General features: G+C 44.1%; 16 protein-coding genes, 3 tRNA genes and 1 pseudogene. 10 read left to right on the top strand and 10 right to left on the bottom strand.

All coding sequences use genetic code 11. The features are described 5' to 3' along the window. The first annotated feature begins 18 nt into the window (after positions 1–18). Both DFP80_RS18320 and DFP80_RS18315 read left to right on the top strand, forming a co-directional pair. A tRNA-Val gene (locus DFP80_RS18320) sits at positions 19–94 on the top strand. A 473-nt stretch (positions 95–567) separates the two neighbouring features. Continuing rightward, a pseudogene (locus tag DFP80_RS18315) lies at positions 568–1,707 on the top strand (IS3 family transposase). A gap of 267 nt (positions 1,708–1,974) precedes the next feature. On the opposite strand, the gene DFP80_RS18310 reads toward DFP80_RS18315, so the two are convergent. Continuing rightward, a complete protein-coding gene (locus DFP80_RS18310; protein ID WP_113918261.1) occupies positions 1,975–3,039 on the bottom strand; it encodes a TauD/TfdA family dioxygenase in 1,065 nt (354 codons plus the stop codon). Positions 3,040–3,315: 276 nt separating this feature from the next. Here DFP80_RS18310 and DFP80_RS18305 point away from each other — a divergent pair, with 276 nt between their 5' ends. Next, positions 3,316–3,975 carry a helix-turn-helix domain-containing protein gene (locus DFP80_RS18305; RefSeq protein ID WP_241560305.1) on the top strand — a complete coding sequence of 220 codons (660 nt, stop codon included), beginning with the start codon at positions 3,316–3,318 and terminating at the stop codon, positions 3,973–3,975. A gap of 147 nt (positions 3,976–4,122) precedes the next feature. Beyond that, the gene (locus DFP80_RS18300; RefSeq protein ID WP_113918259.1) at positions 4,123–4,704 is read left to right on the top strand and encodes an HD domain-containing protein; all 582 of its coding nucleotides are present in this window, start codon (positions 4,123–4,125) and stop codon (positions 4,702–4,704) included. A 154-nt stretch (positions 4,705–4,858) separates the two neighbouring features. Here the strand turns inward: DFP80_RS18300 and DFP80_RS18295 are convergent, their stop codons facing one another. The 7 genes from DFP80_RS18295 to DFP80_RS18270 form a co-directional block, all read right to left on the bottom strand. Next, complete coding sequence (locus DFP80_RS18295) at positions 4,859–6,094, bottom strand: alkaline phosphatase family protein (protein WP_113918258.1); 1,236 nt, start codon at positions 6,092–6,094, stop codon at positions 4,859–4,861. 161 nt (positions 6,095–6,255) lie between these two features. Then, the gene (locus tag DFP80_RS18290) at positions 6,256–7,176 is read right to left on the bottom strand and encodes an EamA family transporter (protein WP_113918257.1); all 921 of its coding nucleotides are present in this window, start codon (positions 7,174–7,176) and stop codon (positions 6,256–6,258) included. A gap of 10 nt (positions 7,177–7,186) precedes the next feature. Then, positions 7,187–8,923, bottom strand: coding sequence for a putative 2-aminoethylphosphonate ABC transporter permease subunit (locus tag DFP80_RS18285; RefSeq protein WP_113918256.1), 1,737 nt, complete (start codon positions 8,921–8,923; stop codon positions 7,187–7,189). Next, positions 8,920–9,996 (bottom strand): putative 2-aminoethylphosphonate ABC transporter ATP-binding protein, encoded by a 1,077-nt coding sequence (locus tag DFP80_RS18280; RefSeq protein WP_113918255.1) that lies wholly within the window; start codon positions 9,994–9,996, stop codon positions 8,920–8,922. The genes DFP80_RS18285 and DFP80_RS18280 overlap by 4 nt, the downstream gene beginning before the upstream one ends. Positions 9,997–10,164: 168 nt before the next feature. Then, the gene (locus tag DFP80_RS18275; RefSeq protein WP_113918254.1) at positions 10,165–11,193 is read right to left on the bottom strand and encodes a putative 2-aminoethylphosphonate ABC transporter substrate-binding protein; all 1,029 of its coding nucleotides are present in this window, start codon (positions 11,191–11,193) and stop codon (positions 10,165–10,167) included. Between the two features lie 145 nt (positions 11,194–11,338). Continuing rightward, complete coding sequence (locus DFP80_RS20590; protein WP_147243857.1) at positions 11,339–11,560, bottom strand: hypothetical protein; 222 nt, start codon at positions 11,558–11,560, stop codon at positions 11,339–11,341. 28 nt (positions 11,561–11,588) lie between these two features. Continuing rightward, entirely contained in the window at positions 11,589–12,308 is a 720-nt protein-coding gene (locus DFP80_RS18270; protein WP_113918253.1) for a UTRA domain-containing protein, read from the bottom strand. A 162-nt stretch (positions 12,309–12,470) separates the two neighbouring features. Between DFP80_RS18270 and phnW the strand changes: the two genes are divergently transcribed. From phnW to DFP80_RS20725, 6 genes are all read left to right on the top strand, one after another. Further along, positions 12,471–13,583 (top strand): 2-aminoethylphosphonate--pyruvate transaminase, encoded by a 1,113-nt coding sequence (gene phnW, locus DFP80_RS18265; RefSeq protein ID WP_113918263.1) that lies wholly within the window; start codon positions 12,471–12,473, stop codon positions 13,581–13,583. A gap of 103 nt (positions 13,584–13,686) precedes the next feature. Beyond that, positions 13,687–14,496, top strand: a complete 810-nt coding sequence (phnX, locus tag DFP80_RS18260; protein ID WP_113918252.1) for a phosphonoacetaldehyde hydrolase — start codon at positions 13,687–13,689, stop codon at positions 14,494–14,496. A 402-nt stretch (positions 14,497–14,898) separates the two neighbouring features. Continuing rightward, the gene (locus DFP80_RS18255; protein WP_113918251.1) at positions 14,899–15,564 is read left to right on the top strand and encodes an HAD family hydrolase; all 666 of its coding nucleotides are present in this window, start codon (positions 14,899–14,901) and stop codon (positions 15,562–15,564) included. Positions 15,565–15,956: 392 nt separating this feature from the next. Beyond that, a tRNA-Asp gene (locus DFP80_RS18250) sits at positions 15,957–16,033 on the top strand. A gap of 54 nt (positions 16,034–16,087) precedes the next feature. Beyond that, positions 16,088–16,148 (top strand) — tRNA-Val (locus DFP80_RS20730). Between the two features lie 115 nt (positions 16,149–16,263). Further along, a complete protein-coding gene (locus DFP80_RS20725) occupies positions 16,264–16,407 on the top strand; it encodes a hypothetical protein (protein ID WP_158601376.1) in 144 nt (47 codons plus the stop codon). A gap of 75 nt (positions 16,408–16,482) precedes the next feature. On the opposite strand, the gene DFP80_RS18245 is transcribed toward DFP80_RS20725, so the two are convergent. Together DFP80_RS18245 and DFP80_RS18240 are read right to left on the bottom strand one after the other, a co-directional pair. Beyond that, a complete protein-coding gene (locus DFP80_RS18245; RefSeq protein WP_113918250.1) occupies positions 16,483–17,871 on the bottom strand; it encodes an efflux transporter outer membrane subunit in 1,389 nt (462 codons plus the stop codon). Next, a complete protein-coding gene (locus DFP80_RS18240) occupies positions 17,868–20,981 on the bottom strand; it encodes a multidrug efflux RND transporter permease subunit (protein ID WP_113918249.1) in 3,114 nt (1,037 codons plus the stop codon). Before DFP80_RS18240 ends, DFP80_RS18245 begins: the two co-directional genes overlap by 4 nt. Position 20,982 lies beyond the last annotated feature (1 nt).

Here is a 20,982-nt window from a genome sequence, read left to right as displayed (position 1 = left end):
CGTTACCATCACTATGATGGGTGTGTAGCTCAGTTGGGAGAGCGTCGCCCTTACAAGGCGAATGTCGGGAGTTCGAACCTCTCCACACCCACCATTTATTTATCTTCAGTAAATTCCATTCAAATATTTGATTATCAAGACTTTTTCCTTTCTTTATCTCTAATGATATTTGTGACCAATCTGTGACCATATTTTTTTGAAATATGTTGTGTGACCTTAGTGTGACCGATCTGTGCCATAAATGATAATTCCTATTTGTTGTTGCCTTATTTTAAAAACATTTCTTGTGTATTTTGAAGTTCGTACTAATAAGTCACAAATCCTCTAGTTTTTCTTTTCAAGTGCCTTATTTTACCTTGTTGGTTCTTTTTCCTCTCAGCTAGTCTGAAATGTTTATTGCTTTGTGTTATCGCTAGATTTTGTGTAAGTAGATTTCTAATTGAAGTTGTTGTGATTTAGAAATTGTGTCAATCGATGTTTGTAGTGGTGCTGAAGGGGGCTGTGGTATGGACCCACTTTTGTAGACATCTCATAGCTATATAATAATAGGTAAAAATGAGGTGAATTATGAGTGGAAAACGTTATACCGATGAATTCAAAATTGAAGCGGTTAAACAAGTCACTGAGCGCGGCTATAAGATTGCAGAAGTGGTGGCGTGAGTTACAAAAGTATGCATGATTGGATTGCCCGATACAGCAAACCAGAAGTGAGCAGAAAAGCGGAAGATTCCGCCCAGTCAGAGATCCAACGGCTCAAATCTGAACTTAAACGGGTGACCGAAGAGAGGGATATTCTAAAGGAGGCCGCCGTGTACTTTGCCGGGGAGTCAAAGAAAAGTACACGTTCATAAAATCACGGCTCAACAATTATTCTATTGTTGTTTTATGTCGAACGCTGCAAGTCCATAGGAGCGGTTTTACGCTTGACTGGACTGTCCAAAAAGTCGACGAGAACAAGAAGATGACCAACTTGCCGTTACGATTAAAACACATTGGCTTGAGAGTGGTTGTGTTTGCGGCTACCGTAACATCACCAAAGGCCTAAAAGGAGAAGGTAAGTCTTGTGGAAAGAATCGAGTGCTAAGAGTGATGCGCCGCGAGGGTCTAAAAGCGCTCATAGGCTACAAACGTCACCCTGCTTTTTATAGTGGCTCTGAGCGTAACACAGCGCCAAATACACTAAATAGAGCGTTTATTGTCCCAGAGCCAGATCAAGTCTGGGTAACTGATTTTACGTATATCCGGACAAAAGAAGGCTGGCTTTACGTCACCGTCGTTGTTGATCTATTTTCTAGATTGATCGTAGAGTGGTCAATGAGATCAAGAGCGACAGCGGAGTCCGTTATTGATGCTTTACTCATGGCGATTTGGCGGCGACGTCCCACAAAAAAAGTACTGGTACACTCAGATCAAGGCGCTCAATATACCTCGAAAGATTGGCAAACCTTCTTAAAAGATAATAATCTGGAAGCCAGTATGAGTCATCGTGGTAACTGCCATGATAATGCCGTTGCGGAAAGCTTTTTCTCATCGTTAAAAAAAGAAAGAGTACGCAATCGAACCTACAAAACAAGAAGCGATGCTCGCTCAGAGATTTTTGATTATATCGAGTGCTTTTATAATCCAAAGCGACACCATGGATCAAATGATGGATTATCGCCGCAGCAATATGAAAAGCGATATTTTACGGAGCTAGAAACTGTCTAGGAAACTGGGTCCATACCAGAAATATATATTTAAGAAGCTAGTTAGCTTACTCATAAACACTCGTTAAATAAAAGAAAGAACAATGGCACTAGAGTCGATTATGAAAACCTAGTGCCGTAAATGGGAGCTCTCGTAAGTTAACTCGTTAAAGTTTATTCGCCTCTCTTTTGAAGGATCAATAAATCTGTCGCATTTTTATTAAAACAATAATTTACTATCATGTACGAAAAAAAGGGCTGACGGTCAGATCTGAGCCAACACACATGTTTAAACTACCTTGTTCACTAGCGTAGCGGCTGTGCTCTTCAAGCCATCTCTATCTGCATAGCAGCCTTGCAAGTGACGCGCACCAATCGCTTGTACTTCACGACCATGTAAGACCCTTTGGTTATCAAAGATAATTAATTCGCCTGATTCTAAAGTGGTGGTGAGTTTGCACGCGTCGCTATGTAAAATAGCAGCAAACAATTGATAGGCTTCATAGAAGCTAGACATGATGTCGAACGGCACATTGATAGGCGCACAAGATCGATTGTTAATGCGTACAGCCATGATTTGGTTTTGTTTGTCGGTCTCTATCATACAGCCAGAATGCTCAAGAATGGCGTCGTCGCTGGCAAATCTAAATTTAGCTTTGTAAGTAGACAGCAGCTCAAATGCCTTAGGGTGTTCTTTTTGTAAAATTTCTGCTGCTTTAAACCCATCCGCCAAAGCGGTGACACCGCCGACTTCCGCTTTCACTAAGCAATGCAACAGCTGCAGTGTTGGTACAGGGTCGCGGTAAGGGTTGTCGGTGTGCAAGCTTAGAGGTAGTGGGGTGAAGGCTAAGTTTTCCGCTTTTTCCACACTGACTACTTCAAATAGGTCCCCATAGTTAGTGCTTCGAACAAAACCAAATTCAGAGACGACGTTTAATATCGTACTGGGGTTAGTCGGTACATTGTGTAACTTCCCAATACCAAATTTAATCACATCATTTAACCAAGAAAGCTTAACGGCATCGTCTTCTAGCACTTGCGCATAATCATAACTGGTCATCTGAAAGTCGCTTCCCCAACGTGGCAACTTGTCCCCCGAAGTGGGGAATTTGTCATAGCAATTAGCCATTAAAAAATCATGGGGATAGAAGGACTCATGCTGATCAGGCGTGTCCCAAATGACCTTCACGCCAGCATTGCTTGTTTCAGACGTCAAAATGGCTATTTTCGAATCGAGTAACCATGTCTCATGTAATCTTTGGCCGCTATCGTGTCTGCATGGATGGCATTGGCAATTATCACGTAGCCATAAGTAATGAAAACGCTTCGATTCATAAATTAGAAAATCATTCATAGAGATACCGTTTAAAATTAAAGAATAAGCGCTGTACGCACGATAGTAGAAGATTGAGCATTTTAAAAAGGGCGCCCCTTTATTAATAGTAGAAAAAAGGATTAAATATGTCTTTTTATGATTACTGAGAATAAAATAATGTTGTCGGCTCATTCTTTAGACTTGAAAATCATCCGTTCTTATTGGCAAAGCCCTGATGCAAATTGGCTCTACCCAAGTTACCAAAGACCCTATAATTGGTTAATTCACACACTGTCAGGAGAGGGTGTCGTGAGAATGAAAAATCACAGTATCGAGCTGCTACCGAATACGCTCGCCTTACTACCTCTTAATCAACAATGCCATTATCAATGTATAAAGCCTATGGAAATTGGGGCCTTTGCTTTCACCCTTGAATTGCCATCAGGGGCGGATGTGTTTCAGCTTTACCAACCGCCAAAGCACCCTGTAGATTATTCAAACGAACAGCCCATTTCAAATATTATCGAATGGCAAAATACAGACGTTGAAGTGAACGAGAAATACTTTCAAGCTCTCGCAAGTGCCTATAAGCTGTTAACGCCTATTATTCAGAAAAGTCAGGTTTCAAAGGGTATAGAGACACACTATATCAGGCTTGAAAAGATTTTTAGCTACATCGAGCAGCACTTGACTGAAGACATTCAAATACCTCAGTTAGCGGCGCTTCACGGTACCTCAACGGCGCATTTTAGTCGCTGGTTTAGCTCGATAGTCGAGACCTCTCCCAAGCAGTACATTAACCAAAAAAGAATCGATCTTGCCTGCAAAAAATTACTATTGACCGACGATAGAATAGACAGCATTGCCTACCAATGCGGCTACGAAGATCCACTGTATTTCTCCAAAAGTTTTAAACGCATTACGAGTTTAACACCGCGAGATTACAGAAAAACGAAACGCTATGATTTACCTTAAAAAATTTCATATTGAACATCAGGCTTGATGAATTGACGGTTTTTTAGTCTCTATTTTGACTTTCTTCGGAGCTAAAATTGATTTCTATTATTTATGCTATATTATGATATTTCCGATTCTTAATTTAATTAGAGCTGAGCTTTTGATATGAGTAAATATACCGCTGAGCGTGAAAGTTTGTCGCGTCAAACGATCGTTCCTTTTCTACTGCAAATTTTTGAAACGAGAGGGCCTGAATCCTATTTAGGAGAGTCCGTTTCTATGGCTGAGCACATGGAGCAATCAGCGGCCTGCGCGCATGAAGACGGTGCCAGCGATGAGCTTATCATTGCTGCCTTGTTACACGATATTGGGCACTTCATTGGCGATTTTGAATTGGACGCACTCGAAAATGGAATGGATAACTACCATGAAGATGCTGGCGCCATCATACTAGAGCGTTTCTATCCGCCAGAAATTAGTGAACCTGTGCGTTTACATGTGGCGGCTAAGCGTTATCTATGTACGGTAGATGATCATTATTACGACAAGCTGTCTGCAGCATCTGTCAACTCGTTCAATTTACAAGGCGGTAAAATGAACGAGTCAGAGGTCGCTGAATTTGAGGCGAACCCTCATCATAAAGCAGCGATTAAACTGCGCCATTACGATGATGACGGTAAAGTACAAGGCAGAACTATCTATAAAATTGATCACTATCAACCGCTTTTAGAAAGCTTATTGTCCTAACTTAAACTAAGTCAGTGGCGACACAATCGAGCAGGGTGATTCGTGAATTTGAAGAGCCTATTGGCCGTCAGTAGATTGGCGCTACGTGTTTTGCTAAACCACCTAAACAAGGGACAATGTACTTGTTTAGGTGGTTTTTAAGTCATCTTTGAGACTAAATGATTGAAGTGGCAGTCCAAGGTGTTTCCACGCCCAGAATAGCGGCAATAGTTGGCGCTATCTGTATTGCCTCTGCAAAGTCTACTGTTTGTTGTGGGACATTTGGACCTGAAAAAATGCAGAACCGATAATCCTCTTCAGTCCCTGGACGCATTCCATGATTCGAGCGATATTTAGAAATACCACGTACCTTACCTGTGCTTTTTAAATCTGTCTCGAAACTAATATACTGTCCTTCTGGACAGCTAAAAACTAACATCTCAGATTTTAAATCATCCGGTAGTAATGGCTCGCTCCAAAGCTCCATGCCTTCAGCTAGCAATCTTTTGGTGACTTCAGTTGCTTCTGCTGCTGACCGTGGATGAACGAAAAGCATGCTGCCTTCGCTAGACCAACGCGTTCCTTCAGGCAGCAACAGATCGCAATGTATCGCTTCTTCCATCAGTGTATGCCCATGATCACTCATAATTGCAAAATTATATTGTTCAAGCTGCCCTGCATTGCGTAAACGTTCAATCAAGGTGCCTACTTGAGCATCTGCAATACGCAACGAAAGCTCTGTATTCGGATTATCTGTACCAAATTGATGCAAATAATAGTCAGTAACGGCAATTTCCAGCAATAATAAATTTGGAGTTTGTCCGGATTCAATCAGCTTAGCAGCCATTTCTATTAGCTGAAAATCCGCCAAGCTACCTAACTCCAGCATTCGGCTACGGTTGTCCATTGGGTTAACTATGTCGTCTTTTGATAAACCGACTTGATCGAGCCTCTGCTCAGGATCTAGATTTTTTCCTTTCATTGTCCAATACTTATTTGCTTCATGGGCTTGATCATCGCGGCCGCGGATCATGACATCATCAACCCACCAAGGGCTTAGATATACGCTGCAATCTTCCGGCCGTACCATTCCAAACCCCATATTGAATACCTTCCCCCCAGCCTCATGGGTCAATGATGCAATGGTTTCAGTGCGCACGTCATAGGGATTGGACCATCTAAATACGTTGCCATCCCAGATCTTATTGCCATAAATTCCGTGCTCACTCGGTGGGCGCCCAACAATCATTGAGGTTCTTCCGGGGTAAGAGGTACCGCATACTTCGGGGGTGAGTGAGGACACTTGAGTCCCTTGCTGAGCTAATCGATTTAAATGTGGTAGCTTATCTCGCATCTTGTGGAATTGTTTTGCACTAATACCATCGATCATTATTAAAATAAGTTTATTCATAACTGCGACATTCCAAATTAATTATTTTTGATTATTTTTATCGAATAATTATCCGATAGAAAAGATTTAGATGCGAACAAATAAAAGTCGCCGATGACAGTCTAAGAAAAGAAAGAATCGGCTCCTAGAGCCCTTTGTGCAGTCAACATAAGCATGATTCGTTAACCAAGGGCGACGGCCAGCAGCCCAATAAAGGTCATAGAAACTCCGATGATTTTGGGTAGTTTGAGAGACTCACCAAACCCAATAACAGCAAACGCGACCCCCAATAGAATACTAAACTGGCGTAAGGCGACCACATAACTGACATTATCGACAAACGCCATGCTCAAAATTACCAGACAATAAGTGCCGGTAATAAGGCCACCGGTAAACAAGGCCGCCCGCCATTGATAACGGCAAAGAAAGCTCAACTCACGGCGTTGTTTTGAGGTGTAGCAGACAAACCCCAGCATCCAAATAGCCGCCGCCGCTGTCTGTAAGGTGACATAGACTAAAGCCACTTCGCTGGCGGTTGCTATGGCATCACCAGAAGCATCGGTTAGCATACGCATTAACTGAGTGGCTTGGCTGTCCAAGAGGGAATAACCAGCGGTGGCAAAAGCCGCCACCAAAGCAAATAGCGTGGTGCGGTTTTGGTAGTTCGCCAGTTTTAATTCTTTAAAATTCGGCAGTGGAATAAACAGGCAGCCAATAATGATTAGCCCCATGCCAATGATCGCCTGCACCGAAATAGCGGCCTGCTGACCAAGAAACACGCTGGAAATGCCGACGATGATTAATGGGGAAGAACGCGCAATGGGGTAGGCGATGGACATGTCGCCCGCTTTATAAGCTTCGACCAACCCCCAAAGGTAGATGGACTGAAAACACCCAGTTATCAGAATCAACAGCCAAATATCTGACCCCAGCGCCTTCACCAGGGGCCAATAATAGAATACAAAAGGTGAGAAGCTCACCGCGCCTGCCAACATGGTGAGAAAGAAAAAACCTAGGGTAGGGCTGGTCTTTTTGCCGAAAAAGTTCCAACCTGCGTGCATAATAGTGGAGATAAGCACAAGGATGATCGCGGTGAGGCTCACAGTGTTTTTCCTACTTCTTGCGCCAGGTTTGGGTGTTTTTTAGTAATACATTTCCTAATAGCCAGTGTACTAATCGCGCTAGCATACAGGTTAGCATAATCATTACCGCCATCGCTGCCGCTGGGGCAATGTCCCCTGCGTCGTCCATGTTTAACACAGCAACCGACGCCAGGCTGGTATTGTAAGAATACAAGAACACCACCGCTGACACAGTGGTCATGGCATTAACAAACAAGTAGCTTGCTATGTCCAACACCGCAGGCATACATACCGGCAAGGTAACGCGCCAGAAGGTTTTAATTTGCGGCACTTTTAATGAAGCGGACACCGATTCGAATTCCCCATCAATCTGCTTTAACGCTGTGGTCGCGGTAAGGTGACATACGGTATAAAAGTGGCTGATGGTACAGACAACTAATATGGTCATGGTGCCGTAAATGCCATTGAGAGGGTTATTGGGGCTGTTAAAGAAGAAAATGTAGGCCAAACCCAGTACCAAGCCAGGCACAGCCAACGGCAAGATGGCAAACAAGTGGAAGAACCATTTTAAGACTTTAAAGCCAGGTAGTTTCGCCACCAGATAGGATTGGAAGAAGATAAAGCCAGTACCAATAATGGCGGTAAAAGTGGCCATTTGAATCGAATTCCAATAGGCTGCCCAGCCGCCGCCATCCATTAGATCAAAGTTGTAGTTCTTCAGAGATAAGCTCAAATTATAAGGCCAGAAAGTCACCAATGAGGCGTAAACGGCCATTAAAATAATGCTTAAAATAATGAATGACACAAGCAACATAAGGCCTAAGAACACACGGTCTAACCATTGACGCTTTGGCGCTGTCCAAGGTACGGCTTTTGATGTCAGAAGCGCGGATTGCTTGCGCTGTAACCAGCGGTCAGTCAAAAAAGTAAGAATGGCTGGCAGCAGCAAAATCACACTCACCGTGGCGCCCATTTCGAAGTTCTGCTGCCCAATAACTTGTTTATAAATGTCGGTGGCGAGAACGTTAAATTGCCCACCAATGACTTTGGGTACACCAAAGTCGGTAATAACCAGAGTGAACACCACGAAGGCAACGCTGATGATGCCGTATTTAGCCGCCGGCAAGGTGACGGTGAAAAAAGTACGTATCGGTGAGGCGCCTAATACTTCGGCCGACTCATAAAGGCGAGCGTCAGTATTGGCCAGCGCCGTTAGCATAATCATCAGAGCATGGGGAAAGGTCCAGAAACACGAACCAATGATGATTCCTATGGGGCCATAAATACTTTCTCCCATAAGCAATTCTTTGATGATGCCCTGATTACCAAACAAATACACCAAACTGATGGCGGGTAACAGCGAAGGGGCCAAGATAGGAAGCACTAAAATGGTCCGAAACAAACCTTTAAAAGGAATGCGTGTGCGACTAATGCCGTAAGCCGTCAAAAAAGACAAACTGGTCACAATCGTCGTTGATAACAAAGCAATAAATAGCGAGTTATTAATTGAGTTATAAAGGCTAGGCGTGGCAAAAAACTGTGAAAAGTTGGTCAGGGCGATGAAATCACCGGCACGGTTCTCAACACTTTTTGACAGCAGTGTGTAAATGGGCAATACGACACAGATAAAGAGTGCCAGCACACCGATGATTAACACGCTGCCAAGTGACCATTCGTCTAAGCTGCGGCGGCCAAACAGGTTAGAAAACAGACGCTGTGCCGTGTTGTGTTGGCTCGGTTCCGTAGTGGCAGTGTTAGATTGGTTCATGCTTGGCCTCCAAAAATGTGTAAACGATCAGCGGGTAGCTGACAGCGGATGGATTGGCCCTGAGCTAAATTTAAGCCAGACATTTCGTTCATGGAAATGTCCGCAATAATAGGCGTTTCATGGGAGTCAATTTGTAATAAAGAACGCACCCGGGAACCGAGAAACTCCAAATGCAATACGTTGGCTTCTAAGGTGTTTTCTGCGTCCGCGCGACAATTAAAACGAATGTCTTCAGGGCGGATAGCCAGCTGGACATCGTCACCGAAGGTGGTTTCGGTGCCTGGGTTACATTGTAAAATCAAGGCGCCAGATTGCATCATTCCTGCGCCACTGTGTTGGGCTTTGAAAAAGTTCATCTCGCCAACAAACTCAGCCACAAAAGGTGTGCTTGGGTGCGTATAGACATTTTGAGGAGAGCCGATTTGCTCAATCACGCCATGATTCATAACGACAATTTTGTCCGCCATGGTTAAGGCTTCTTCTTGATCGTGGGTCACCATAATGGTGGTGACACCCAGTTTCTCTTGCAGTTGTTTAATTTCTTGACGAAGATGAGAGCGTACCCGTGCATCGAGTGCAGAGAGAGGTTCGTCTAACAACAATAGCCCTGGGGAAGTGGCCAAGGCGCGAGCCAACGCCACTCTTTGTTGTTGCCCGCCGGACAACTGTGCTGGGTATTTACCTTCGCTTCCAGATAAACCTACCGTAGCCAACAATTCACGAACGCGGGCGTGTTTTTCTTGGCGACTGAATTGTTGAGAAGCCAAGCCATAGGCAATGTTGTCTGCCACGTTCAAGTTAGGGAATAGGGCATAGGATTGGAACACAATACCAAAGTCACGGTGTTTAATCGGTGTTTGGGTAATGTTATTGCCTGCTTGAAAAATTTCTCCAGAAGTGGGCATGTCTAGTCCAGCAATGATGCGTAGCAGACTTGTTTTACCACAGCCAGATGGGCCTAAGAAACACACAAACTCGCCTTCTTGGATGTTCAGTGAAACGTCTTGCAGTGCTTGGTGTGTGCCAAACATTTGATGAATGTTTTGCAGTTCTAAATAGGCTTGATTGGACATGGAACCCTCTTTGTAAATAAAAATACGTTTTGGCATCGTGGCTTATCGTGCGCGGCGATCGCTAGATAAGTGGCTTATGACAAAACATACTGGTGATGGTGAATAGGAAAGTGTGTAACACAAAAAAGTGGGAATAGGACAAAGCCTATCCCCACTTGATGGTATTGGTTATTTTGCTTCACTTTTGCTGTCGTAACGGCTTTGCCACTCAGCCAAAATTTCATCGCGAGCACCTGCAGACCATTCAAAATCGTTGTCGATCATGAGGGACTCAGGGTCTTTCGGAAAATACTGAATAGGTTTTGCAATACCAGGTCTCGCCACGACGGCGTAACCTTCGTTGTACAGTTCGTTGGCTTCTTTTGAAGAGGCCCAATCGGCGAGGGTTTGTGCCGCTTTCAATTTATCGGTGCCCTTGATGATGGCAGTGGCTTCCATTTCCCAGCCTAAGCCTTCTTTAGGGAATACTAGGTCTAAAGGTGCGCCAGATGCTTTGGATTTAGCCGCACGGAAAGCAAAAGAAATACCGATCGGTGTTTCGCCTGATGCTGCCAATTTACAAGGTTTAGAGCCAGAGTGCGTGTAACGGCTGATGTTTTTGTGTAAGCCGTCCATGTACTCCCAGCCTTCTTTTTCGCCAAATATTTGTAGCCAGCTGCTGACGTCAAGGAAGCCTGTACCAGAAGAATTAGGGTTAGGCATAATGATGTGGCCTTGGTAAACCGGCTTTGTTAGGTCTGCCCAAGACGTTGGCTTTGGTAGGCCAAGTTTTTCAGATTCCACTGTGTTGTAACACACGGCAGCAATCCACGCGTCCATCCCAGTCCAGGTTGGCGCTTCGTCGTTATCTCTGAATTTTGGAGAAAGTTGGTCATAACCTGCTGGCTTGTAGCTTGCTAGCATGTTTTCATTTTTTAGACGCATAAGGCTGGTGGCAGCCAAGCCCCAAACAACATCAGCCTGTGGGTTGTCTTTTTCCGCAAGCAATTTAGCGGTAACAATGCCCGTAGAGTCGCGAACCCAGTTGATTTTAATGTCAGGGTGAACGTCATTAAAACGAGCAGCGTACTTCTTAAGATCTTCAGCTTCGATTGCTGTGTAGACGGTAAGCTCGGTTTTTGCCGCGTGTGCTGCCATAGAAACCGTAGTGATGCCTGCTAAAACAGCCAGACGTTTAAGTAGGGGCTTATGTGTCATTTCTTTCTCCATGCATCAGGTTTAAAATCATCTGGTATATACCAAGGTTGATATTCAACTTAACAGCCAAATGTTTCAGTGATGTGACATCGAGGAGAAAAACTTACATGGCTTAAACTACATGGCTGTGGATGGGGAGAGGGCTTTATATAGATCTCTGATCACCAATGGATAGGCTAATAGTCACGGCATTGTGGCACCGAAATTCATAATCTACTTCCAGTAGCTGCTTTAAAGAAGCGACGTTAAAGCATTCAATCTGAAGCTTTAGCTGGCCTGCGGCTATGTGTAGATTAGTGGTCGCTTCTACCGGTAGAGGGGGATTTGAAAGAAAGCCATCGCACCATGGGTGAGATGGTATTTGCATTTTAATATAGGTCCAATGGCGTCAAAGGCTAATTATTCTTTGTGGTTGTGATAACCGATGCCGTGGATTCAATCTTAATGGCATGGGGACGCCAAAATTCAATATCACAGTCAAGTAATACTCCCTCTGCACAATAGTTAACCCGTTGGACTAGCATCGCTGGACTGCCAGTGGAAGCGCGCAGTAACTGAGCGGTTTCACCAAGTAACGAGGAGGTTTTGATTTGAAAGTGCGTTTTAGCGTAGGGTTTTTGATATTGATCCCGATACACATCGGTCAAAGAAGACTCAATGTCGTGTTCCAATAGGCCGGGAAAGTTTTCCATGATGACATAGTTAAATGTGACCACCACTGGTCTGTCATCCAGCATTCTTAGTCTGTCTATACGATAGACCTGCGTGTCCACAGGCACGTTAAGCAATTCAGCCACTTCCTGAGAAGCACCTACTTGCTTCGCTTGGATCAATTTTGAGCTGGGCACAAAACCGCACTTGCTTGCCATTACATTAAAGTTATTAGTGGATGTTGGGTCATAGATCATCGATGGCGGTGAGACAAACCAGCCTCGTCTGTCTTCGCGGTGAATCTTACCTTCTGCTTCCAGTGTGGTTAATGCTTCGCGCAGTGTGACTCGAGTGGTTTGAAATTGTTCGGCTAAAGCGCGTTCAGTGGGCAGCTTTTTATTGGCAGTTAGCTCGCCTCTGTCTATTAAGCTTGCAACGCCTTCTTTAATTGTAATGTATTGCAAAGTATTCCTTATTGGTTGTTTTGAAAGAGTTGGTGGCCTAATCAGCAAGGGGAAATATATCACAATTGGATGATATTTATGTGTCACGCCCAGAAACACGGTTGACAAGCGTTGTTAATGTCGTGCTATTCTGGTCTAGACCAAAATCAAAAAGGCCATATTATGTCTACCAAATACAATGAGTATTTTTTGTTAACGCCAGGTCCGCTTTCAACTTCTGACTCTGTCAAAGAAGTCATGCTGAAAGATTGGTGTACTTGGGATGATGATTACAACCTGGAAGTCGTGCAGAAAATTCGCAAGGGGCTCGTGGCACTAGCAGGTGCTGACACTGACTATACGGCGGTGCTGATGCAAGGCAGTGGCACCGCGTCTGTAGAGTCGGTGCTTGGGTCCGTGATGGATGAAAACAGCAAATTGCTGGTAGTCGACAACGGCGCGTATGGCGCACGTATTGCAGAAATTACGGGCTATTTAAAGATTCCGACTCAGGTTATTGAGCTTGGTGAGCAAGGTGTGCCAGATGCTCAGGCCATTGATGCTCTGTTAGCAGCAGATGCTTCTATTACTCATGTGGCTATGGTGCATTGTGAAACCACCACTGGCATGTTGAACCCTCTAGAAGCAGTAACAAAAGTGGTTAAACAAAAAGGCCGCATCATGATTGTCGATGCCATGTCTTCTTTTGGTGGCATTCCTATTGATGTTCAAGGCTTGGGGATTGATTTCTTGATTTCCTCAGCCAATAAATGCATTCAAGGTGTACCAGGTTTTGGCTTGGTGATCGCCCGCAAACAGGCATTAGAAGAATGCCAAGGTCGAGCGCGCTCATTGGCATTGGATCTATATGCCCAGTGGAAATGCATGGAAGACAATCATGGTAAATGGCGCTTTACCTCACCAACCCATACGGTTCGCGCCTTTGACCAAGCAATGAGTGAATTGGACCAAGAGGGCGGTGTAGCTAAACGTCACCAGCGCTATATAAAAAATCAAACGATTTTAGTAGAAGGAATGCAGGCATTAGGCTTTAAATGCTTACTAGATCGCTCTCTGCATTCGCCGATTATCACTTCGTTTTTGTCCCCTAATCATAAGGATTACCAGTTCAAAACCTTCTATGAAAAGCTCAAAGAGCAAGGTTTTGTGATTTATCCTGGCAAGGTATCGAATGCCGATTGTTTCCGTATTGGCACCATTGGGCATGTTTTCCCACAAGACATCGAGCAGTTGATTGTGGCGGTCGAAAAAGCCATGTATTGGCAACGGGCTTAAGGTTAGCAAAAAGGTCGTTATGACGGCAGCCAGCTTACCGCAGACGAGTGGTAGTCTGGCCTGAATGTGTGTTTATTAAATCGATAAATGATAGGAATGTATAATGAGTAAGGTTCAAGCCGTTATTTTTGATTGGGCAGGTACGATGCTCGATTTTGGTTCATTCGCACCCACGTCTATTTTTGTTGAAGCCTTTAAAAGCGGGTTTGATTTTGATGTGAGCCTAGCGGAAGCTCGTGTTCCAATGGGACTCAGTAAAATAGATCACATTCGCGAAGTGGGCAAAATCCCTGCGGTCGATGCGCGCTGGCGTGCTCAACATGGTCACTCAATGACGGAAGAAGAGGTGGTGACCATCTACAAGTTATTTATGCCATTACAAATAGCCAAAGTCTGTGATCATGCTATTGCCATTCCTGGCGCAGTAGATGTGTTGAAAGAGCTAAGAAGCAGCAATATTAAAGTGGGCTCTTGTACGGGTTACCCTCGTGAAGTGCTGGATAAATTGTTGCCAACGGCTGCGGACATAGGCATTGCTCCAGACTACGTGGTGGCCAGTGATGACCTGCCTCAAGGTGGACGTCCAGGGCCATTTATGGCATTAAAAAATGTCATTGAGCTGGGCGTGACCAATGTTAGCGAATGCATCAAGGTGGATGATTCCGCTCCCGGTATTGCTGAGGGCTTAAACGGAGGCATGTGGACGGTGGCTTTATTGCTTTCTGGAAATGAAGCAGGCTTAACTCAGGCAGAGTTTGAGTCTTTAGATGAAGCAGGTTTAGAAGCAGCACGCAGCAAGGCTCGCCAAGTATTTGCTGACTCCGGAGCGCACTTTATGATCGATACCATTGCGGATTTGCCGGGTGTTATTGCAGAAGTAGAAGCGCGGCTTGCTCAGGGTATCAAACCTTAATTTGAGTCGACTCTTTTTAGTGTTGATAACATGACTTCTTTGCTCATCGGGTGAGGGAGTCAAATCGATTTCAGGGAAACCATTTTTTATGAAGCTTTCACTAGAGTGACTTCGAAATTTAACAAAGTTGGCTTAAAGTTTACGACACGCATATTTTGAAGCAGTAAACACGACGATACAAACATAATACAGTTTGAATGCGTTGAAGAACAAAATGATTACTAGTGTCCGAAGCGGTTTGCGGTATCCAACTGCACGTGTTTATTTAGGTTTTGTGCAATTTTTGGCAATGCCTGTCATGTGGCTGTTGTTAAGATGAGAAACAATATGTCATCACTTCTCCGTCCTTTTTATGAAAGCTAAACCCTCTATTACAGAGCTCTTGAGTAAGGAAAAAAATTAATGTCACTAAAAATATTCGATCTGGATGAAACCTTAATTGCCGCAGACAGCGTTACTTTGTTTGGCCGCTTTCTGTTGTCGGAAGGTGTGGTGGATGAACGCTTTGTTGAGCAAGAAAGCCTGTACATGGATCAGTACTCGGCAGGTAAGTTAGATATCCATGATTTTGTTGACTTTTTTGTTGGGGCTCTGCGCCATTTGCCAGTCAGTGATATTCAGAAAATGATGCCCAGATTTGTTGAATCCTATATCAAACCGGTTGTCTATCATCAGGGCCAAGCACGTGTTAAACACTACAAAGAACAAGGTCATGATTTGCTCATCATCAGTGCTACGCCTGCTTTTGTGGTCAAAGAAATCGCCGCCTTGTTAGGTATTGAAAACGTATTAGCAATCGATTTGGTTGAAGAAGAAGTGGCTGGTCAGTCGATGTATAGTGGTGAAATTCTTGGTACGCCCACCTTTAGGGAAGGCAAAGTGACTCGCTTGCGCTCGTGGCTAGCCAGCAATGGGGCGTCATTAAAAGATAGCACATTTTACTCTGACTCAAGCAACGATATTCCTTTATTGGAATTGGTTGATCACCCGGTTGTGATCAACCCGGATGAGCGCTTGCTTTTAAAGGCACAACAAGACAACTGGAGCGTATTGCATTGGAAAAATTAGTTTTTAATTTTGTAAATTCTCGAATGGCGTAATTGACGAAAACCCCATGTCAAGAATAGGGACCGTTGGTAGTTGACCTCTTATGGATGAAGACGGTTGTGTTAGCCAAAATCGGCAGCTGTTTGAAACAACAGAGGTAGAGCTTTCATTTGTTCTATTTTAAAAGAGAGCGTTTAGTTTCATGGCGTAAGTTTAAGTGACTAGGTCGCGTATTTTCTACTCTTGAAGCTATCAATAAACGGAGTTTGTGGGTGATCAGCTCCGTTATTTTTATTTTTTTTAATTAAAGTGTTGATTTAAAGTAGTTTTTATTTAAAATGCACTCGTTGTCATTTGTGAAGAGAATTGTTTGCAATCTATATAGTTAGCAAACATCAGAGCAAAAGAGATCGGGAGTGGTAGTTCAGTTGGTTAGAATACCTGCCTGTCACGCAGGGGGTCGCGGGTTCGAGTCCCGTCCATTCCGCCATTTACTTTCGTTAGTGTGAAAGTAAATTGGCAAGCGTTACCATCACTATGATGGGGGTGTAACTCAGTTGGGAGAGCGTTGCCCTTACAAGGCGAATACCTCTCTACACCCACCACTAGTTTTTCTGTTTTAAATCTTCGCAAATCTCTTCTGTGGTATTTTCTTACATATCATCTTATACACAGCGTTAAATCTCACCTTAGAAAATTAACTTCTCATCTTGAATTTCTATGTTACGCAGTTTTTATCGTAGCTTTACACTTAATACAGATCCGAATACGCTCAGCAGAGAGTTTGCTGGCTCTGGCATTAAGCTCTTTAAAATTGATCTTTGGAGTTACGCTGAAGCGGCGTCTGTTTATTTGGTTTGTTAGCGTCATTGTAAAATAGGGTAGAGAGTGACAATCAATATTGACACTCTTTACCCTCTTTATACTGGCTAGATTCGATTAGTTCTCTTGCGTTGTACTGTCGGCTGTTTGCTCCGGTATATCTGAAAAACCAGCGCCAGCGCCAATAGCAATTTGCAAGGAAGCCCACTCTTGCAAGCTCGTGTTATAAGCGTATGCTGCACTGATTTGTGCATTGGCTTCTAGGCGAACTGTATCGAGTAGATCGAGTAATGTCATGGCACCATTTTTATAATTATCATAGCCAAACTTTAATGCTTTACTGTAAGACGAAGCGGCTTTTACTAAGAGTTCCGTTTGCTCACGATATAGCGATAAATTTGATTGAGCCACTTGAACGTCTTCAACTGCGTCTTGCACACTAGCACGCCAAGCTATTTCTGCTTGCTTGGCGACAGACTCTTGAGCGTCTCGTTGAGCGTTTAAATAACCGCGATTAAATATGCCCAGTGAAATGGATGGTCCAAAACTCCAGCTGTCTAAAGAGTCTTTATTGGATACGGATCCAGTTAAACTGATAGAAGGGTAAAGTGAGGATTCATCAACACCGGTTTCCGCGACTTCTTGATGAAGAATGGCTTCTTGGTATCGAATATCTGGTCGATTACGTAATAGATCGGCAGGCAACCCAATAGCGGGGTCGCTTGGTAGATTTAATTGGCTTTGAGACTCTTCAATTTTAGCGATTAAGGGTTTTGCTGGTTGGTCTAGCAGTGTGGCGATAGCAAAAACTTTACTTCGGAACAGTGCTTGGTAACTTGGTAATTCTGCCTGAGCAGATTGTAACGCCGCTTCTGCTTCCGCCAGTTCATAGAGAGTAGAAAGGCCTGCATCGTATTCTCTCTGCGTTACTTCAAGCGTACTATTTCGAGTGCTAATGGTATTACGTGTTAGGTCCAGCGCTTGCTGGTAATAGCGCGCATCTGCGTAGTTCGCAACTACCTCTGCAAGCCAGGCTAACCGCTCTGTTCCGACATCAGCTTGTGCTGCGACTAGATTGGCGAGTGCTGCCTCACGTGCGCGTTCCACTCCGCCAAAAAGATCGATAACATAACTGGCACTTAGGCCAGTTGTTGAGCTGATGGATGTACTTTGGTTTTCACCACCAGAACGAAGGCGACTGTAAGATAAAGAGCCTTCAAGCGCCGAATTTATACCGGTTTTTCTTAGCTCAGCATTGGCTTCTTGAATTCTCTCTCGGGCTTGGAGAATATCCAAATTTTGACTGAAGCCTGTTTCAACAAGTTCCGTCAGTATTGGGTCGTTAAATTCTCTCCACCACGGTGTATATGCCACCTCATCGATGCTTTTGTTATCACCACTGACAAAAGTTGATGTCAGCGGTGTTGTTGGAGACTCCCAGTTGGGGCCAACCGTAGCACAGCCAGTTAACAGCAAGAAAGGCATGAGTTTTATCATATTTATCATTTTGTAGTTTCCTTATTTCCTAACTGCTTGGTTATGGCTACGGCTTTTAACACGGCTAAATACAGGACAGGGACCATTAAGATGCCAAATATTGCTGAGAATATTATGCCACCTAGCATGCCTGTTCCGATCGAGTTTTGTGCATTAGCGCCAGTGCCGTCGGCGGTTGCCAGAGGTAACACACCAAACGCGAAAGCAAATGTCGTCATAAGAATAGGGCGTAAACGCATTTTTGAAGCTGTGATAATGGCGCCGACTAGCTCATGACCTTCTCTTCTCATGCTTTCTGCAAATTCGACAATCAAAATGGCATTTCGTGCGGCGAGTCCAATCGTGGTTAGCATGCCGACTTTAAAGTAAACGTCATTGGACTGTCCGAAATACCAAGTGGCTAAAAATGCACCGAGTAAACTAACAGGAACCGCCAACATGACAGACAAAGGTACGGTCCAGCTCTCGTATAATGCGGCCAATGCGAGAAAGACCACGACAGCGGAGAGAATGTACAAAATCAGCTCTTGGTTTCCGGCAATCTGTTCTTGATAAGACAAACCTGTCCAAGCCAATTCATAGTCACCTCCGAGTTCTGCGACAAGGCGCTCCATTTCAGCCATGGCCTCCCCGGAACTAATACCTAATGCAGCTGACCCTTGAAGGTTGATCGCATTGTCTCCGCCATAATGAGAGATAGAGGTATAGGTTTTACCCCAAGTCTGTGTGCTGAACGCTGCCATAGGCACCATCTCGCCACTGCTGTTGCGCATATACCAGCTGTTAATATCTCCAGGTTGCATACGGTACTCTTGATCGCCCATTAAGCGCACATCTCGTTGCTTACTGTTTAATGTAAAGTCATTTACGTAGCTGCCAGCAAAAATAATAGACAAATTGGAGTTGATTTCTGAAAGCGTCAGTCCTGAGGCTTCGGCTTTTTGAGAATCGATGTCCATTGTTAATTGTGTAGAGGTGCTGTTTTCGTAGCCTCGAATACCTGTTACAAGACCGGACTCTTGTGCATCTTCAGCTAATTGAGTCGCCGTTTCGTGCAGAGCAGCTAGGCCGCTTCCGGCACGATCAATCAAGTACATCTCAAAACCGTTTGATGATCCTAAACCGTGAATGGCGGGCGGTTGCAAAAACAGCACCTGCCCATATCGTCCATTTGAAAACGCTTGGTTAGCTTTTTCGGCCAGTTGCGCGGCCGACATGTTGGGGCGCTCATCTAGTTCTTTAAGCTTGATAAACATCATGGCGTTATTTTGACCGGTACCATTAAAGCTAAAACCGATAGGTGAGAAGCCTCCTACGAAATACTCACTATTTTCTTTTAACAAATAGTCTTGCATAGCATTGATTGTTGTGAGTGTTTGGGCTTGAGTGGCGTTATCAGGCAGTGTGACAACGGCCATTAAGATACTCTGATCTTCTGTTGGTACAAAGCTAGTTGGAAGTCGCTCATAGACTAAAGTCATGACAGCACCTATGCCGATGACGACAACTAACATACGAAAAGGGCGTTTTAATAATTTATCTACTGCACCGGTATAGCGAGTATTTAAATTATCAAACCCTGCGTTAAATTTACGGGCTGGCCATAATTTAGTGCGTCCATGTGTGGGCTTTAACAAAGAGGCACACATAGCTGGTGTTAGTATAAGAGCAACAAATAAAGATAAAACCATGGCAGAAATGATGGTGATAGAGAATTGACGATAAATAATACCTGTCGATCCGCTCATAAAGGCCATAGGCAAAAAGACAGAAGATAGGACAATCACGATTCCTACCAAAGCCGATGAAATTTCTTTCATGCTTTTTTCAGTCGCGGCCATAGGGCTTAGATTTTCTTCTTCCATAATTCGCTCAACGTTCTCAACCACGACGATTGCGTCATCGACGAGCAGACCAATGGCCAGCACCAGAGCAAACATGGTGAGCGTATTGAGAGAGTATCCTGTGACCGCCAATATGCCGAAGGTACCGAGTAATACGATAGGAACCACCAGCGTTGGGATCAATGTTGCACGCCAGTTTTGCAAAAAAACTAAAATAACAATAAAAACCAAAATAATGGCTTCGATTAGGGTTTCTACTATTTGTGTAATTGAATCAACGATAAAGGGGGTTGTGTCATAAGAGTAAATAACGTCAACGCCTTCAGGTAGGCTTTTTGCCAAAGTGCTTACTGTGCTGTGAACTCGTTCAGATGTTTCTACGGCATTGGCCCCAGTTGATAGGTTTACACCAAAGCCAACAGCGTTTTTGCCATTATAGGTAGAAAAAACTGTATAACTCTCATTGCCTAATTCCACTCTTGCAACGTCACCAAGAAAGACAGAAGAGCCGTCGTCGTTCGTGGTCAAAATAATGTTGCGGAAATCATCAACAGAGCTTAACTGTGAGCGAGTCTTTAATAAAATTTTGTTTTGTTGGCCTTTTACGCTTGGTATGGCTCCCAACGAACCAACGGTCACATTGGTGTTTTGAGCCGAAATGGCATCTGATACATCACTGGGCGTCAATGAATATTTATAAAGACTATTTGGGTCAAGCCAGATGCGCATGGCATATTCGGAGCCAAATAGAGTGATGTCACCCACACCTTCTAAGCGTTGTAATGTTTTTTGCATCTTCTCTGAGAAAATGTTTCCTAGATCGACATCAGAGTATTTGCCATCGGTCGACACTAAACCGCCAACAAGCAGCATCGAGCTATCGGAGCGAGTTACGGAAATTCCTGAACTTGTGACACTAGAAGGTAGGCTTCCTTCAACCAATTGAAGCTTGTTTTGAACTTGTACTTGAGCGATGTCAGGGTCAACACTGCTATCAAATGTCAGGGAAATGCTGGAGCTTGCTTCGCTGGACGTGGATGTCATATACAGCAAGCCGTCAAGGTTGGTCATGCCATCTTCGATAACAGCGGTTACTGAATCTGCGACGATTTGACCGGATGCACCGGAATAGGTTGCGCTGATAGAGACAGAAGTTGGCGCAACATCTGGGTATTGAGAAATCGCTAAGCTTTTTAAGCCAAAAGCACCTGCAATCATTAAGGTGATGGCAAGTACCCAGGCAAAAACGGGTCTATGAATAAAAAATTGAGTCATG

This window comes from Marinomonas rhizomae, assembly GCF_003315485.1.
Classification (GTDB): domain Bacteria; phylum Pseudomonadota; class Gammaproteobacteria; order Pseudomonadales; family Marinomonadaceae; genus Marinomonas; species Marinomonas rhizomae.
The sequence above is the reverse complement of the archived record's forward strand: the minus strand, read 5'-3'. Positions and strand labels throughout refer to the sequence as shown.